The sequence below is a fragment of the Oryzihumus sp. JJN4-3R genome (assembly GCF_057747915.1).
Genome location: NZ_CM173229.1, coordinates 3,940,080 through 3,954,506 on the forward strand (window position 1 = coordinate 3,940,080; position 14,427 = coordinate 3,954,506).

Below are 14,427 nucleotides of genomic sequence, written 5' to 3' on the forward strand. Positions count from 1 at the left end.
AGTTACGCCCGCGAGCGCAGCCCGCAACAATCCCCTGTAGCTCAATTGGCAGAGCAGCCGGCTGTTAACCGGCAGGTTATTGGTTCGAGTCCAATCGGGGGAGCTCACCAGCAAGGCCCGGATCCACGCGGATCCGGGCCTTCGTCGTTCCCAGGGGGACAGGCCCGGCGCGACACCGGACGAGCCACCCACGAGCGGTATGCCGGGTGCGGTCGTCCGCACCCGGCATACCGGTGGCGTGCGCGTGGGGACGACGCCAGGGGCGTCCGACGCGCGGCGCGCGAGGCGCAGGGGGGCGGCGCTCAGGGCAGCGCGAGCGTCGTGTGCCGGGCCCCCACGGCGAGCGCCAGTCCGGACGCGTCGGGGTGGGCCGAGGTGACCGTGAAGCCCATCGCGAGCTTCGGCAAGGGGAAGGTCCGGTCCAGGGCGGCGGCCAGGATCGTCCGCAGGAGCGGGGGGCTCTGCTGCAGGTCCTGGTCGGAGACCTTCACCCGCAGGCGGCCGCCCTGCACGGAGACGTGGGCCCGGGCCTTGAGCTGGACCGCTCCGGGAGGGGTGTCGATGACGGCCCGCAGGGCGACCTGTCCGGAGCCGCCGGAGGAGAAGTGCAGCTGCAGGCCGTCAGCGGAGAGCCGGCTGTTCACCAGGCGGTCCAGCTCGGCGTAGCCGATGTGGGCGGAGGCATCCGCCTGGTCGACGGGGATGGCGGAGAGCGAGCCGTCGATGATCTTCGACAGCGGCGCCTGCGCGCCCGTGACCGTCCCCTCGAGGCGGTCCAGGCCGAGGTCGCCGATGCGCACCGGGCCGGCCGTGTCGACGTCCACGTGGGTGTAGCGGCCCTGGACCACCTGGGTCAGGAACGGGAAGCCCCCGATCGTCACGGTGGGGGCCGTCTGCAGGTGCGCCGACTGCTGCACCTGGGCCGCTACTGCGCGCCCGGCCAGCCAGGCGCCCCCGCGGTCCAGACCCAGCAGGATCGCCACCAGGACGATGACGCCGAACAGCTTCCTCATGCCTGCGCTCCCATGCCCGCAGAGGCTGTCACACGATCCCCGGCGCGGGCGCAGCGGGGGACGGGACGCGCGCAGACGGGGAGGTGCGAGCGAGGCGGGCGCCCGGAAAGGAGCGAGGCGACCGGGTAGGAAGGTCGCCCCGGGAGCCGACGAACCGGGCAGCCCCGCGAGGGACGCCCGGTTCGTGGTCTCCGCCCGCGGGTCGCGGTGCCGGAGCAGGTGGTGCGGGAGGTGCGGTCAGCCGGCCTGGCCCGGCGCGGTCGGCGCCGCCGGGGCGCTGGTGTGTCCCCGCCGGCGCATCCGGCTCTCGAAGTGGCCCGCCAGCACCGTCAGCAGGTAGTTGAGCAGGATGAACATGACGGCGACGACGATCAACGCGGGCACGACGTTGGCCCGGGCCGTGCCGAGCGTCTGCCCCTGGGCCAGCAGCTCCACGTAGGTGATGATCGAGCCCAGCGCCGAGTCCTTGAGGACGACGACGAGCTGGCCCACGATCGCCGGCAGCATCGCGGTGAGCGCCTGCGGCAGCAGGACCGTCCGCAGCGTCTGCGGGGCGCTGAGGCCGATCGACAGGCCGGCCTCGCGCTGGCCGGCGGGCAGCGAGCCGACGCCGGCCCGGACGAGCTCAGCCACCACGGCGCCGTTGTAGAGCGTCAGCCCCGTGACCACCCCGGCCAGGGCCAGGTAGTCGGCCTGGAAGGTGTGGTTCACGGCATACATGTTGAAGGCGAAGATCATCATCAACAGGACCGGCACGGCGCGGAAGAACTCCACGAACACCGAGCAGAACCAGCGCAGCCCGCGGTTCTCCGAGAGCCGGCCCATGCCGAGGGCGAGGCCGAGGGCCATCGCCAGGACGATCGAGATCGCCGCGGCCTCGAGCGTGCCGACCAGTCCCGGCAGGAGGTACTCGGTCCACGTGTCGGCCCGGCCGAACGGCGACCACTTGGCGCCGGTCAGGTTGCCCTTGTCGGCCAGGCGCAGCAGCACCCACGCCAGCACGGCCAGGAGGACCACGCCGCCGCCGGCAGCGATGAGGGCGTGCCTGCGGCGGGCCCGGGGGCCTGGGGCGTCGAACAGGATGGTCTGCGCGCTCATCGCCGCACCGCCAGACGACGCGACATCGCCGTGACCGCCAGGCCCATCGGCAGGGTCAGGACCACGAAGCCGAGGGCGAACACGAGGAACACCATGACGAGCTGGTCAGGGCTGAACTCGATCATCTCCTTCATCAGGCCCGAGGCCTCGCTGACGCCGATGGCCGAGGCGACCGTGGTGTTCTTGGTCAGGGCGATCAGCGTGTTGCCCAACGGGGTGATCGCCCCGCGGAACGCCTGGGGCAGCACGACGTAGCGCAGGTTCTGCCCGAAGCCCAGGCCGATCGAGCGGGCCGCCTCGGCCTGCCCGGCCGGCACCGTGTTGATGCCCGAGCGCAGCGCCTCGCAGACGAACGCCGCGTGGTAGACCGACAGGCCGAGGACGGCCAGCCGGATGTTGTTGTCGACCAGGAAGGTCGAGGAGGACTTGTCCGCCAGGCGCAGGCCGAGGTTGACGAACAGGCCGAGGTTGCAGAAGACGATGATCAGCGTCAGCGGGGTGCTGCGCACGATGTTGACGTAGCCCGCCCCCATCGTCCGCAGGACGGCGACGGGGGAGACCCGCATCACCGCGACGAGGGTCCCGATGACCAGCGCCCCCACCGCGGAGAGCGCCGTCAGGACGATCGTCATCCAGAACGCCCCGAGGACGTCGTACTGCTTGAGCAGGTCAGCCATGTGCCGCCCTTCGTTCAGTGCAGGTCACCGCCGGTATGCCGCCCGCACAGGGGAGCGGGCGGCATACCGGCCGGTGGTGGTGCGTCAGGAGCAGGCGTCGGGCTTGGGCGGGTTCTTGGAGGTGTCGACGCTGAACCCGGCGGGGCCGAGGTTCTTGTCGATCGCCTTCTGCCAGGCACCGGAGTCCTGCATCTTCTTCAGGGCGGCGTCGATCTTCTGGCAGAGGGCCTTGTCGCCCTTCTTGATGCCGATGCCGTAGCGCTCCTCGGAGAACGTCTTGCCGACGACCTTGAGCTTGCCCTTGTACTGCGGCTGGCTGGCGTAGCCGGCGAGGATCGTGTTGTCCGTGGTGAGGGCGTCGACCGCGCCGGCCGAGAGGGCCTCGACGCACTTGGAGTACGTGTCGTACTCCTGCAGCTGCACGCCCGGGTAGTTGTCCTTGACCTTGGCCGCGGACGTGGAGCCCTTGACCGAGCACAGTTTCTTGCCGGTCAGCGAGTCGGGACCGGTGATCGAGCTGTCGTCGGCGCGGACCAGCAGGTCCTGGCCGGCGACGAAGTACGGCCCGGCGAAGGAGACCTTCTGCTTGCGGGCGTCGGTGATCGAGTAGGTGCCGACGATGTAGTCGACCTGCCCGGTGGAGATGAGCGTCTCGCGCTGCGGCGTGGGCGCCTGCACGAAGATGATCTCGTCCTCGGAGTGGCCGAGCTCCTTGGCGACGTACTTGGCGACGTCGATGTCGAAGCCGGTGTACTTGGCCCCGTCCTTCAGGCCCATGCCGGGCTGGTCGTACTTGACGCCGATCTTGAACTCGCCGGCGCTTCCGCCCCCGCAGGCGGCAAGACCCAGCATGGCGACGGCGGCAACCGCGACCACGCCGAAACGACGAACCTTCATGCGTTTTCCTCCCTGTTGGACGCACTCAGTGCGTCAGGATCTTGGCGAGGAAGTCCCTCGCCCGCGCGGACTGCGCGTTGGTGAAGAACTCCTCGGGCGTGCCGGACTCGACGACCTGCCCGTCGGCCATGAACACGACCCGGTCCGCCGCCCGGCGCGCGAACCCCATCTCGTGCGTGACGACGACCATCGTCATGCCGGACTTCGCCAGCCCGGTCATCACGTCGAGGACCTCGTTGATCATCTCCGGGTCAAGGGCCGAGGTGGGCTCGTCGAAGAGGATCACCTTGGGCTCCATCGCCAGCGAACGCGCGATGGCCACGCGCTGCTGCTGCCCACCGGAGAGCTGGGCGGGGTACTTGTCGGCCTGCGCGGCGACGCCGACGCGCTCGAGCAGCTCCATGGCCCGCTTGTCCGCCTCGGCCTTGTCCATGCCACGGACCTTGATCGGGCCGAGCGTGACGTTCTCGAGGATCGTCTTGTGGGCGAAGAGGTTGAACGACTGGAACACCATGCCGACGTCGGCCCGCAGCCGGGCCAGGGCCTTGCCCTCGCTGGGCAGCTCCTGCCCGTCGATGCTGATCGTCCCGGACTCGATGGTCTCGAGGCGGTTGATGGTGCGGCACAGCGTCGACTTGCCCGACCCGGACGGGCCGATCACCACGACGACCTCGCCCTCGCCGATCGTCAGCTCGATGTCCTGGAGGACGTGCAGGTCGCCGTAGTGCTTGTTGACCTTGTCGAGCACGACGAGGGGGCGTCGGCCGGCGTTGGTGGCGTCAGACATGCGGGCAAACCTACCCACAGGCCCCACCCGTGCCACACGTGACCTAGGTGCCGGCCATGTTCTTCCTGTGTGGTCCAGGCCCGGTCAGCACGATCCGGGAGGCCCCGACCCCGCCGCCGGCGGGCTCGCCGGTCAGCCCCACGGTCAGCCCCCGGCGGTCAGCCCGGCGGTCGGTCCGGCCGTCGGTCCGGCCCTCAGCCGACCGTCGCCGCCGCGCCGGACTCCAGGTACCTCTTCAGCCGGAGCAGGACCTGCTCGTTCTGCGGTCCCTCGAAGCGGTCCACCAGCGCGTCGAGCGGGCGCAGCCGCCAGATCGACCGCCGCCGCCGTTGCAGCGTCAGCCGCGTCCCGGGGCCCACGCGCTCGAACAGGTAGGTCTCGGTGCCCTCGAGGGCCATCGACCACCGGTCCACGATGCGCTCGTTCGGGACGACCTCGGTGAACACGCCGAAGTACTCGTAGCGGACGCCGGGCATGGGCTTGAGCGTCCAGACGTGGAACGTGCCCGGGCCCTCCGGGGTCACGTGCACCTCGGTGATCTCCTCCCGCCGCGCTGCGGCAGGGTTGAGCGACATCCAGTTGCGGGGGTTCTTGAACCAGTCGAAGACCTTCTCCACAGGGGCGTCGATGTAGATGCTCTGCGAGGCGGACATGGGGTGGCCCTCCTGTCGGACGCGGTTGACAGCGTGGTGACGCGGTCGGACAGACCGACCCGGCCACGGCGCCGATCCCTCTTCGAGGGTCGAGCGGCAGCCCGTCGGAGGGCAGAGGCGCAGGTCCCGGAGCCTCAGGGTCCGGTGTGTCAGGTGCGTCGGGGACGAGGCATTCAGAGTCGGCCGAGGACCAGCCTGGTCGGGGCCGGCCCGGCGTCGGGGAGGCGAAGCGGCCCGTCGCCGGGGGTGATGCTCCCGAGCAGCCGCGCCCCGCCCGCGCCGGTGGCCGACGGCACCGAGGCCGGGTGCCCGGCCCACGTCATCCAGCCCAGGACCGCGAACGCGACGGCCTCCTTGGCCTGGTCCGGCAGCCCGAGGTCGGAGGCCAGGGTGAGCCTCGTGGGTCCGAGCTCGCGGACGAGGTCGCGCAGCAGGGTCGGGTTGCGCACGCCGCCACCGGCGACGACGACCTCGGTCGCGTCGTGGCCTCCCACCGCGTCGGCCACGGTCCGTGCCGTGAGCGCGGTCAGGGTCGCGAGCACGTCGTCCCCGCCGAGGTGGGCGTGGCCGCGCCACACCCGCTCCAGGTATGCCGTGTTGAAGTGCTCCTTCCCCGTGGACTTGGGTGCCGGGCGGGCGTAGTAGGGGTCGGAGAGCAGCTCGGCCAGCAGCGCCTGGTCGACCCGGCCACGGGCGGCACGGGCCCCGTCGGCGTCGAAGGTCTCCGCCCGCCGGTGAGGTGCACGACGGCGGCGTCGAGCAGGGCGTTGGCCGGGCCGGTGTCGTAGGCGACGGGGGTGGTGCCCCCGATCCCGGCGGTGATGTTCGCGATGCCACCGAGGTTGAGGGCCACCGGCCGGCCGGGCCGTCCCCGCAGCCACAGGGCGTCGAACTGAGCCACCAGTGGGGCGCCCTGGCCGCCCGCGGCCACGTCGCGTGACCGCAGGTCGGAGACGACCGGGAGCCCGGTGGCCTCGGCGACCCAGGCGGGCTGCCCAACCTGCAGGGTGCCGCGCACCAGCCCGTGCTCGACCCAGTGGAACAGGGTCTGGCCGTGGGAGACGACCAGGTCGGCCCGCCCGCCGCCGAGCTCGGCGATGGCACGCCGGGCCACCCCAGCAAAGGCCTGCCCGATCCCGCCGTCCAGACGGCACCAGTCCCCGACCGTGGCCGCGGCCGGAGGCAGGGCCGCGAGGATCGCCGACCGGAGGCCGGTGGGGTAGGGCTCGCTGAGGTGCCCGAGCAGGTCCACGTGAAGGGTCTCGCCGTCTGCGCGCAGGTCGACCACCGCTGCGTCGATGCCGTCGTGGGAGGTGCCCGACATCAGCCCGACGACGCGCTGCCCCCGGGTCATGCCGGCGACCTCCCGCCCGGGTCCCGTGTCGCGCGGGTCAGCGGGGGAGGGCACGCCGGTGGTCGTCGGCCCGCAGGGTGAGCAGCGCGAGCGCGCTCAGCGCGCAGGTGGCGATGACGTAGTAGGCGGGGATGTCCTTGTTGCCACTGCTCTTGATCAGCTCGGTGATGATCAGCCCCGCGCTGCCGGCGAAGACGGCGTTGGACAAGGCGTAGCTGACGCCGAGGCCGGTGTAGCGCACGCTCGTGTGGAACATCTCCGAGAGCATCGCCGGGCCAGGGCCGGCCATGAGGCCGACGATGACGCCGGCGACGAAGACGACGAGGAACTTCACGCCGGTGGAGGTGCCCGGAGCCTGCAGCACGTTGAGCATCGGCAGGGCGAGCACGGCGATGAGCACGGCGCCGGTGACCATCAGCGGCTTGCGGCCGATCCGGTCGCTGAGCGCGCCGGCGGGCAGGATCGAGGCGGCGAATCCGGCGTTGGCCACCACGCCCGCGATGAGCGACTCCCGGAACGAGGTGCCGAGGGAGACCTGCAGGTAGGAGGGCATGACCACGAGGAAGGTGTAGCCGGCGGCGGCCCAGCCCATGAGGCGCACGACGCCCAGGCCGATGGCGGCACCGGTGCCGGTCGCGGCCCGGGGGACGTCGGCGTCGCTGGCCGCGGCGGCGGACTCCTCCGCGGTGACGGCTCGGAAGACCGGGGTCTCCTCGACCTTGAGCCGCACCCACAGGGCCGCCGCACCGAGCGGGACCGCCAGCAGGAACGGCACTCGCCAGCCCCACGACTTCAGGTCGGCCTCGCTGAGCAGGCCGGCCAGGACGGCGGCCGTTCCGGCGCCGCCGAGCAGGCCCAGGGCCACGGTGAACGACTGCCACGACCCGTAGAGGCCGCGCTTGCGGGGCGGCGCGTGCTCGGTCATCAGGGACACCGCGCCGCCGAACTCGCCGCCGGCCGACAGGCCCTGGATCACCCGGACCAGGGTCAGCAGCCATGGGGCCGCCGCGCCGACCGCTGCGCGAGTGGGCAGCAGGCCGATCAGCGCCGTGCCCAGGGCCATGACCACCAACACCACGATCAGCGTGGGGCGACGGCCGATCCGGTCACCGACCCGGCCGAAGAGCCAGGCGCCCACCGGGCGGAAGAAGAACGCGATCGCGAAGGAGGCGTAGGTCTTGACCAGTGCCTCGAGGTCGGAGGCGCCGTCGGCGGCGAAGAAGTTCGCCGCGATGATCGTCGCGAAGTAGCCGTAGACGCCGAAGTCGAACCACTCGATGAAGTTGCCGACGCAGCCGCCGACGAGGGAGCGTCGCGAGGCCCGGACGTCGATGACGGATCCGGTGGGGGGTGCGGTGGTGGTGGTCATGCGGTCCTCGTCTCGCCCGGGGCAGGTCGTGAAGAACTTTCGTGACCTGCATCACGGGTGTCAAGGATTGACGCCCTGATTTCTCCGGTCGTGACCGGACCGTAGCGCCGGCCGGCGCCCCGCAGGGCGCCGGCCGGACACCTCAGTGAGCCCTCGAGGGTGCCGCGCGCTCGAGGCGCCCTCAGTGCTCGAGGAACGTCGCCGCCATGTCCTTGGCGCCGTGGCCGGCGTCGAGGGCCCGGGCGAGGTGGGAGCGCACGGCCTCGAGGACGGCGAGGTCGACACCGGCTGCGCGGGCCGCCGTGACGATGAGGTCGGCGTCCTTGGCGGCCCCGTCGAGGCCGAACGAGGGGGAGAAGTCCCCCTCGATCATGGCCGAGCCCTTGAGCTGGACATAGGGGGCGTCCATCGCCCCACCCGCGATCGCCTCGAGGAAGAGGCGCTCGTCGAGGCCGAGCGCCCGGGTCAGTGCCAGGGACTCGGCGATGCCCTCGACGACGGTGAGCACCCAGGCGTTGGCCGCCAGCTTCAGCCGGGAGCCGGCACCGGCCGGGCCCACCCACATGGTGCGCGACCCGATCGCGGCGAAGACGGGCTCGAGGGTCTCGCGCGCCAACTCCGGCCCGGAGGCGAGCAGCACGAGGGTGCCGTCCTCGGCCGGCTTGCGGGTGCCGAGCACGGGAGCGTCGACGAACACGACGCCGAGGTCCTCGGCCAGGGCCGCGAGCCGGGCGCAGCCGGCGACCCCGACCGTCGTCTGCTGCAGCCACAGGGTGCCGGGGGCCAGCGCGCCGCGGGCCTGCTCCATGGTCGCGGCCACGCTGTCGGCGTCGAACAGCATGGTGATGACCACGTCCGCGCCGGTGGCGGCCTCCGCCACGGTGTCGGCCACGGTCGCCCCGGCCTCGGCCAGCGGCGCCGCCTTGTCGCGGCTGCGGTTCCACACCCGCACCGGCAGGCCGGCGGCTGCAAGGTTGCGGGCCATGCCGGCGCCCATGGTGCCGGTGCCGAGCAGGGCGATGGTGGGGCGTGCGGTCATGGTTCCTCCTGCGTCTGGTGCATGCGGGTCTGTGTGCGGTCTGGGTGTGCTGAGTCTGTGTCTGCCGGGTGTGGTGCGTGTGGAGTCTGGTGTGGGCGGAGCCTGGTGTGGGCGGGTCCGGTGCTGCGGAATCTGGTGTGGGCGGGACTGGTGGGCGGGCGCCGCGTCAGGATCCGTCGCGGCGGGGAGTCGGCGGCTCGACGACGCGGCGACGCGGCGACGTCTACACGTCGCCCGACGACGCCTGTGCGGCGACGGCGGCACGGCGGCGGGTGAGCACGAGGTCGCCGATCCCGATCACCAGGGAGACGGTGGTGAGCACGACGGCGGCGCGCAGGCCGTGGCTGGCGGCGAGCCCGAAGTCGCCCCGGGAGGAGGCCAGGGTGGCGAAGTAGATCGAGCCGACCAGGGCGATGCCGGCGGCCGTCCCGAGCCGCTGCCCGGTCTGGAGCACCCCGCCGGCCGAGCCGGCCCGGCGCACCGGGACCTCGCTGAGGGTGAGGGTGACGTTGGGGGAGATGACCAGTCCGCTGCCGATCCCGGCCAGCAGCAACGGCAGCGCCGTGGCCCACCCGGTGCTCGAGGACTGCCCGCCGCGGGTGACCACTAGATCGGTCAGCGCCAGCCCCAGGACGACGGTGCCGAGGCCGCCGACGACCAGAGGGCGCCCGGCCCGCATGACCAGCCGGCCACCGACCGCGGCCGCGACGGCGGACCCGGCGGCGAACGGCGTCACCGCCAGACCGGCCGCCAGCGGGGTGTAGTGCAGCCCGCCCTGGAAGTAGAGGGTGAGGACGAAGAAGATGCCGGTGAAGCCGGAGAAGTAGGCCAGCGCCAGCGCCGAACCCGTGCTGTAGCTGCCCAGATGGAACAGCGTGAGGTCCACCAGCGGCGTGCGGCCGCGCGACGCATACGCCCTCTCCCACAGGATGAAGGTGACCAGCAGGACCGCCCCGACCACGAGCAGCCACCACTTCGCGCCGCCCTGCCACTGCTGCTCCTGCACCATCGGCAGGAGCAGGGCGAGCACGGCGGTCCCGAGCAGGGTCACGCCGAGCGGGTCCAGGTCGCGCCGGCTGGCGGCGGCCTCGCGGTGACCCGCGGGGATCAGCCGCAGGGCGAGCAGGATCGCGGCCACGCCGATGGGGATGTTGACGAAGAAGATCCACCGCCACCCGGCGTCGACGCCGAGCAGCCGGATGATCAGGCCGCCCAGGATGGGCCCGACGGCGGTGGAGATGCCGATGACGGTGCCGAGCATGCCGAAAGCGCGGCCGCGCTCGCGCCCGGAGAACAGCTCCTGGATCAGGCCCGTGACCTGCGGGTTGAGGATGCCGCCGCCCACGCCCTGCACGAGGCGGGCCACCACGAGCAGCAGGGCCGTCGGCGCGAGCCCGGCGAGCAGGCTGCTCAGCGTGAACACGGCCACCCCGACGATGAACATGGTGCGCCGGCCGCGGGCGTCGCCGAGGCGGCCGGAGGGCACGAGGACCAGGCCGAAGGTCAGCGCGTAGCCGGACACGACCCACTGCAGGTCGCTGGGGGAGGCGCCGATGCCCTCGCGGATGGACGGCAGCGCGACGTTGACGATGCTGATGTCGAGCAACGTCATGAAGCCGGCCACGAGGCAGACGGCCAGGGCCTTCCAGCGCCGGGGGTCCGGGCTCGGCTCAGGGGTGTGCGCGGGGGTCGACTCGAGGGTCGGCTCGGGGGGCGGCGCAGCGGAGTCCGTCACCCCGGGGGCAACCGCGCGCGGTGCGCGGTTCATTCCCCGGTATGCCGGGTGGCCCCCTGGATCGGCGGCACGTGCCTGGCTCCCGGTGACGGGGTGACCGCAGCCGTGACCCCGGCGGGGCCGGCGTCGTTGGGCGGTCGAGGAGGCGACATGAGACTGCCCCACCGGCGCCCGCAGGACTCTGGCGACCCGTCCGCCACGAAGCCGTACCCGCACGACCCCGAGCACCCCGACCGTCCGTACGAGCAGGTGCAGCGCGATATCGGCACCAGCCTGGCGCTGGGGGCCGTGGTGCTGGTGGTGCTGCTGCTGCTCCTGGCCATCGGTCTGTGGTGACCCGCGGGCCCTGTCAGGAGGCAGGGCCCGGGCACGGACAGGGGCGCAGACAGGGGGCATGGTTCGGTGACGCACGGCAGCCGGTGCGATCCCCTTTCCGTTCAGTGCATTTGGCTCACCGGGGACGAAACGGGCATGCTGGGAGACGATGTCCGAGAACCAGCCTGAGACGCCTGACGCGAACCGGTCGAGTGACGAGACGCTCTTCGATGCCTCGTCCCTGCGCCGGCCGGTGAGCACCGACCGAGACGACGCCGCCGCCCGGATCGCCGAGCTGGTGCGTCGCTCCAACGAGCGTCAGTCCGGCGGCGCCGCCCCGGACGACGCGCCGTCGCAGCAGCAGGCCCCGGCGACGCCGCCGGCGGCACCTGCCGCGCCGACCCCCGCTGCGGGTCCGGCCCCCGCCCAGGCGGATCCCCACACGGACCCCCAGGCGACCCAGGCGATGCGGCCGGTGACCGGGGCGGCAGCCGCTTCCGGTCCCGCCGACCCGCAGGCGACCCAGGCGATGACGCCGGTCACCGGTTCATCGGGTGGCCGGCCCGTCGACCCCGACGCCACGCACACCATGGCGCCGGTGAGCGGCGAGGCCACCCAGTTCGTCCCCTCGGTGGCGCCCTCCGCGGCCTGGGCGGCGGCTTCCGCCCGCGCGGCGCAGGCCACCCAGGCGCTGCGGCCGGCCAGCCCCCCGGTGAATCCCGACCTGCCGCAGTCCAGCAGCGGCGCTCCCGAGGTGACCCCGGTCGCCCCGCTCGACTACGACCCCACGGCGCAGATGGCGATGCCGGCTGCTGCTGCCTCGGCATCGTCGGCGGCGCACACGATGCAGTTCCAGCGCCCCGAGATCCCCCCGACCCCCGACGACTACGCCCCGGCCTCCCGGTCGGAGGGCGCCCGCCCGCGCCGGTCGGTGCCGAGCTGGGCGATCGTCGCCGGCGCTCTGGTGGTCATCCTCCTCGCCGTGTGGGCCTTCGCCGGTGGCGGCTCCTCCACCCCCTCGGGCACCGCTGCAGGCAAGGCCGGCAGCAGCGCGGCGGCCGGTGCGGCCGCGCCGTACGGCTTCCAGGTGCGCCTCAGCGACACCATCACCGACTGTGCGCAGCACTCGCGCGGCAAGGTCAAGGCCTCGTTCCGTGGCGAGAACTGCGTGAAGGCCACCCGCTCGGTCGGGACCGGCACGGTCAAGGGCCGCAAGGTGCTCTTCGTCGTCTCCCGCATCGAGATGCCCTCGCCCGACGCCGCGGCGCGGATCAAGGCGGTCCTCGACGGTGACGGCACGGGCAACATCAACGACCTGCTCCGCGAGGGGCGTCGTTTCGCCGGCGGCCCGCGTCACATGCCGTCCTCGGGCTATGCCTCCGTGCAGGCCGACGAGATCGTGGGCGTGGCCGAGGCCGGCTACCTCGACGGCACGTCCGCCGACAGCGACCCGGTCCTGCGCGAGGCGGCCTCCGCCGTGGCCGAGTCCGTCGGCACGCACTGAGCCGCCCGCTGCCGCAGCAGCGCCTGTTCGCGGGCGTTGCGGGTCAGGGCCGCCGCCCGCTCGAGCTCGTCCCTGGCCTCCCGCGGCCGGTCGAGCCGGAGCAGCAGGTCGGCTCGGACGGCCGGGAGAAGGTGGTAGCGCGCCAGGCTGCCCTCGGCGACCAGCGCGTCAACCAGCACGAGCGCGGCCTCGGGTCCGGCGCCGGGGCCTTCGGCCATCGAGACGGCGACGGCCCGGTTGAGCTCGACCACGGGTGAGGGCGAGACGCGGGCCAGCACGGCATACAGGGCGGCGATCCGCGACCAGTCGGTCGCGGCTGACGTGCGGGCGCGCGCGTGGCAGGCGGCGATGGCCGCCTGGAGCGTGTAGGGGCCCGGCACGCCGGGGGAGAGGGCCTCGGCCCGGGCGAGGGCCGCGAGGCCGCGCCGGACCAGCAGCTGGTCCCAGCGGCCGCGGTCCTGGTCGAGCAGGAGCACCGGTGCCCCGTCGGGTCCGGTGCGGGCGCGGGTGCGGGAGGCCTGGATCTCCATGAGGGCGACCAGGCCGTGCACCTCCGGCTCCTGCGGCAGCAGCCCCGTGAGCACCCGCCCCAGCCGCATGGCGTCGGCGCACAGCTCGGGACGCAGCCAGTCCTGGCCCGCCGTCGCCGAGTAGCCCTCGTTGAAGACGAGGTAGACGACCTCCAGGACCGACGCGAGCCGTCCCGGCAGCTCGGCCGGCTGGGGCACCTCGAAGCGGACCGCCTTGGCGGTGAGGGTGCGCTTGGCCCGCACCAGGCGCTGCGCCATCGTCGGCTCCGGGACGAGGAACGCCCGGGCGATCTCGTCGGTGCTCAGGCCGCCCAGCACCCGCAGGGTGAGTGCGACCCGGGCATCGGTGGACAGCACCGGGTGGCAGGCGGTGAAGACCAGCCGCAGCAGGTCGTCCTCGATCTCCTCCTCGGCCCGGGCCAGGGCCGGGTCCTCCGCGTGCTGCTCGAGCTCGTGCGCGAGCTGCTCGTGCCGGCGGTCACGGCGCTCCTCGCGGCGGAAGTGGTCGACCGCCCGGCGCTTGCCAACGGTCATCAGCCAGGCGCCGGGGTTGCGGGGGACGCCCTCATCGGGCCACTGCTCCAGCGCGGCCAGCAGGGCGTCCTGGGCGAGCTCCTCGGCCAGGCCCACGTCCCGGGTGACGTGCGCGAGGCCGGCGATGAGCCTGGCCGACTCGATCCGCCAGACCGCCTCGATGGCCCGGTGGGTGCTCTGGGGGTCGCTCACAACACCCATCCCACAAGCCGGGCACCCCGGGCGCAAGGAGGGCCCCACTGGCTCCGGATAACGGGCCCAGCGGCAGTGCGAGGGACAGCGGGAACGGTTGGCAGCCCGCGCGGGCAACCCGCGCGGGCAACCTGCGCGGGCAACCTGCGTGGACAACCTGCGCGCGCAACCCTGCGCACGCCGGCGAGGGCGGGCCGCGGCGCCGGGGCCGCCGGCACGCACGGCGGGGCGGGCCACCAGGCCCGCCCCGCGCGATACGCCTGCTGTCAGTCCTGCCGGGCCGCCACCTGCTCGCGCAGGCGCTCCTCCTGCTCGCGCAGCTCCGGGGTGAAGGCGTCGCCGAAGTCCTCGGCCTCGAAGACCTGGCGGACCTCGATCTCGTCCCCGGGCTCGAAGGGGGCGCGGCGCACCCACTCGAGGGCCTCCTCGCGGGACCGGACCTGCCAGAGCCAGAACCCGGCGACGAGCTCCTTGGACTCGGTGAACGGTCCGTCCACCACCGTGCTGCTCCCGCCCTCGCCGAAGCGGACCCGGGCGCCTGTGGAGGAGTCGTGCAGGCCCTCGCCGGCCAGCATGATGCCGGCCTTGACCAACTCCTCGTTGAACCGGCCCATCGCGGCCAGCTGCTCCTCGGTGGGCAGGACGCCCGCCTCGGTCTTGTCGTTGCCCTTCACCATCACCATGAACCGCATCGATCTGCCTCTTCCCACTCGCTGTGTCGGTCCGGGCT

The 14,427-nt window shown here is 73.0% G+C and carries 14 protein-coding genes, 1 tRNA gene and 1 pseudogene; 3 read left to right on the forward strand and 13 right to left on the reverse strand.

Going from position 1 to position 14,427, the window contains the following annotated elements; translation table 11 throughout:
• Window positions 1-30: 30 nt before the first annotated feature.
• A tRNA-Asn gene (locus tag AC3ANM_RS18800) sits at window positions 31-103 on the forward strand.
• Between the two features lie 199 nt (window positions 104-302).
• Here the strand turns inward: AC3ANM_RS18800 and AC3ANM_RS18805 are convergent.
• The 11 genes and pseudogenes from AC3ANM_RS18805 to AC3ANM_RS18855 form a co-directional block, all read right to left on the reverse strand.
• Window positions 303-1,013, reverse strand: coding sequence for an LmeA family phospholipid-binding protein (locus AC3ANM_RS18805; protein WP_488285938.1), 711 nt, complete (start codon window positions 1,011-1,013; stop codon window positions 303-305).
• Window positions 1,014-1,250: 237 nt separating this feature from the next.
• On the reverse strand, window positions 1,251-2,111 hold the full coding sequence (locus AC3ANM_RS18810) for an amino acid ABC transporter permease (RefSeq protein WP_488285939.1): 861 nt from the start codon (window positions 2,109-2,111) through the stop codon (window positions 1,251-1,253).
• On the reverse strand, window positions 2,108-2,788 hold the full coding sequence (locus AC3ANM_RS18815; protein WP_488285940.1) for an amino acid ABC transporter permease: 681 nt from the start codon (window positions 2,786-2,788) through the stop codon (window positions 2,108-2,110). The genes AC3ANM_RS18810 and AC3ANM_RS18815 overlap by 4 nt, the downstream gene beginning before the upstream one ends.
• A gap of 84 nt (window positions 2,789-2,872) precedes the next feature.
• A complete protein-coding gene (locus tag AC3ANM_RS18820) occupies window positions 2,873-3,685 on the reverse strand; it encodes a glutamate ABC transporter substrate-binding protein (protein WP_488285941.1) in 813 nt (270 codons plus the stop codon).
• Between the two features lie 25 nt (window positions 3,686-3,710).
• The gene (locus AC3ANM_RS18825) at window positions 3,711-4,472 is read right to left on the reverse strand and encodes an amino acid ABC transporter ATP-binding protein (RefSeq protein WP_488285942.1); all 762 of its coding nucleotides are present in this window, start codon (window positions 4,470-4,472) and stop codon (window positions 3,711-3,713) included.
• A gap of 194 nt (window positions 4,473-4,666) precedes the next feature.
• On the reverse strand, window positions 4,667-5,125 hold the full coding sequence (locus AC3ANM_RS18830) for an SRPBCC family protein (protein ID WP_488285943.1): 459 nt from the start codon (window positions 5,123-5,125) through the stop codon (window positions 4,667-4,669).
• Between the two features lie 173 nt (window positions 5,126-5,298).
• The gene (locus AC3ANM_RS18835) at window positions 5,299-6,006 is read right to left on the reverse strand and encodes an anhydro-N-acetylmuramic acid kinase (protein ID WP_488285944.1); all 708 of its coding nucleotides are present in this window, start codon (window positions 6,004-6,006) and stop codon (window positions 5,299-5,301) included.
• Window positions 5,916-6,479, reverse strand: a pseudogene (locus AC3ANM_RS18840) (anhydro-N-acetylmuramic acid kinase); the annotation flags it as partial. The gene AC3ANM_RS18835 and the pseudogene AC3ANM_RS18840, both read right to left, overlap by 91 nt.
• A 37-nt stretch (window positions 6,480-6,516) precedes the next feature.
• A complete protein-coding gene (locus tag AC3ANM_RS18845) occupies window positions 6,517-7,848 on the reverse strand; it encodes an MFS transporter (protein WP_488285945.1) in 1,332 nt (443 codons plus the stop codon).
• Between the two features lie 181 nt (window positions 7,849-8,029).
• Window positions 8,030-8,887, reverse strand: coding sequence for an NAD(P)-dependent oxidoreductase (locus AC3ANM_RS18850; protein WP_488285946.1), 858 nt, complete (start codon window positions 8,885-8,887; stop codon window positions 8,030-8,032).
• A gap of 223 nt (window positions 8,888-9,110) precedes the next feature.
• Window positions 9,111-10,622 carry an MFS transporter gene (locus tag AC3ANM_RS18855; protein WP_488285947.1) on the reverse strand — a complete coding sequence of 504 codons (1,512 nt, stop codon included), beginning with the start codon at window positions 10,620-10,622 and terminating at the stop codon, window positions 9,111-9,113.
• Between the two features lie 150 nt (window positions 10,623-10,772).
• Here AC3ANM_RS18855 and AC3ANM_RS18860 point away from each other — a divergent pair, with 150 nt between their 5' ends.
• Both AC3ANM_RS18860 and AC3ANM_RS18865 read left to right on the forward strand, forming a co-directional pair.
• Window positions 10,773-10,958, forward strand: a complete 186-nt coding sequence (locus tag AC3ANM_RS18860) for a hypothetical protein (RefSeq protein ID WP_488285948.1) — start codon at window positions 10,773-10,775, stop codon at window positions 10,956-10,958.
• Window positions 10,959-11,190: 232 nt separating this feature from the next.
• Window positions 11,191-12,441, forward strand: a complete 1,251-nt coding sequence (locus tag AC3ANM_RS18865; RefSeq protein WP_488285949.1) for a hypothetical protein — start codon at window positions 11,191-11,193, stop codon at window positions 12,439-12,441.
• Here the strand turns inward: AC3ANM_RS18865 and AC3ANM_RS18870 are convergent.
• Complete coding sequence (locus AC3ANM_RS18870; protein WP_488285950.1) at window positions 12,357-13,706, reverse strand: RNA polymerase sigma factor; 1,350 nt, start codon at window positions 13,704-13,706, stop codon at window positions 12,357-12,359. The two genes, AC3ANM_RS18865 and AC3ANM_RS18870, sit on opposite strands and share 85 nt — an antisense overlap.
• Window positions 13,707-13,963: 257 nt before the next feature.
• Window positions 13,964-14,389: a YciI family protein gene (locus tag AC3ANM_RS18875; protein WP_488285951.1), complete on the reverse strand. Its 426-nt coding sequence runs from the start codon at window positions 14,387-14,389 to the stop codon at window positions 13,964-13,966.
• Window positions 14,390-14,427 lie beyond the last annotated feature (38 nt).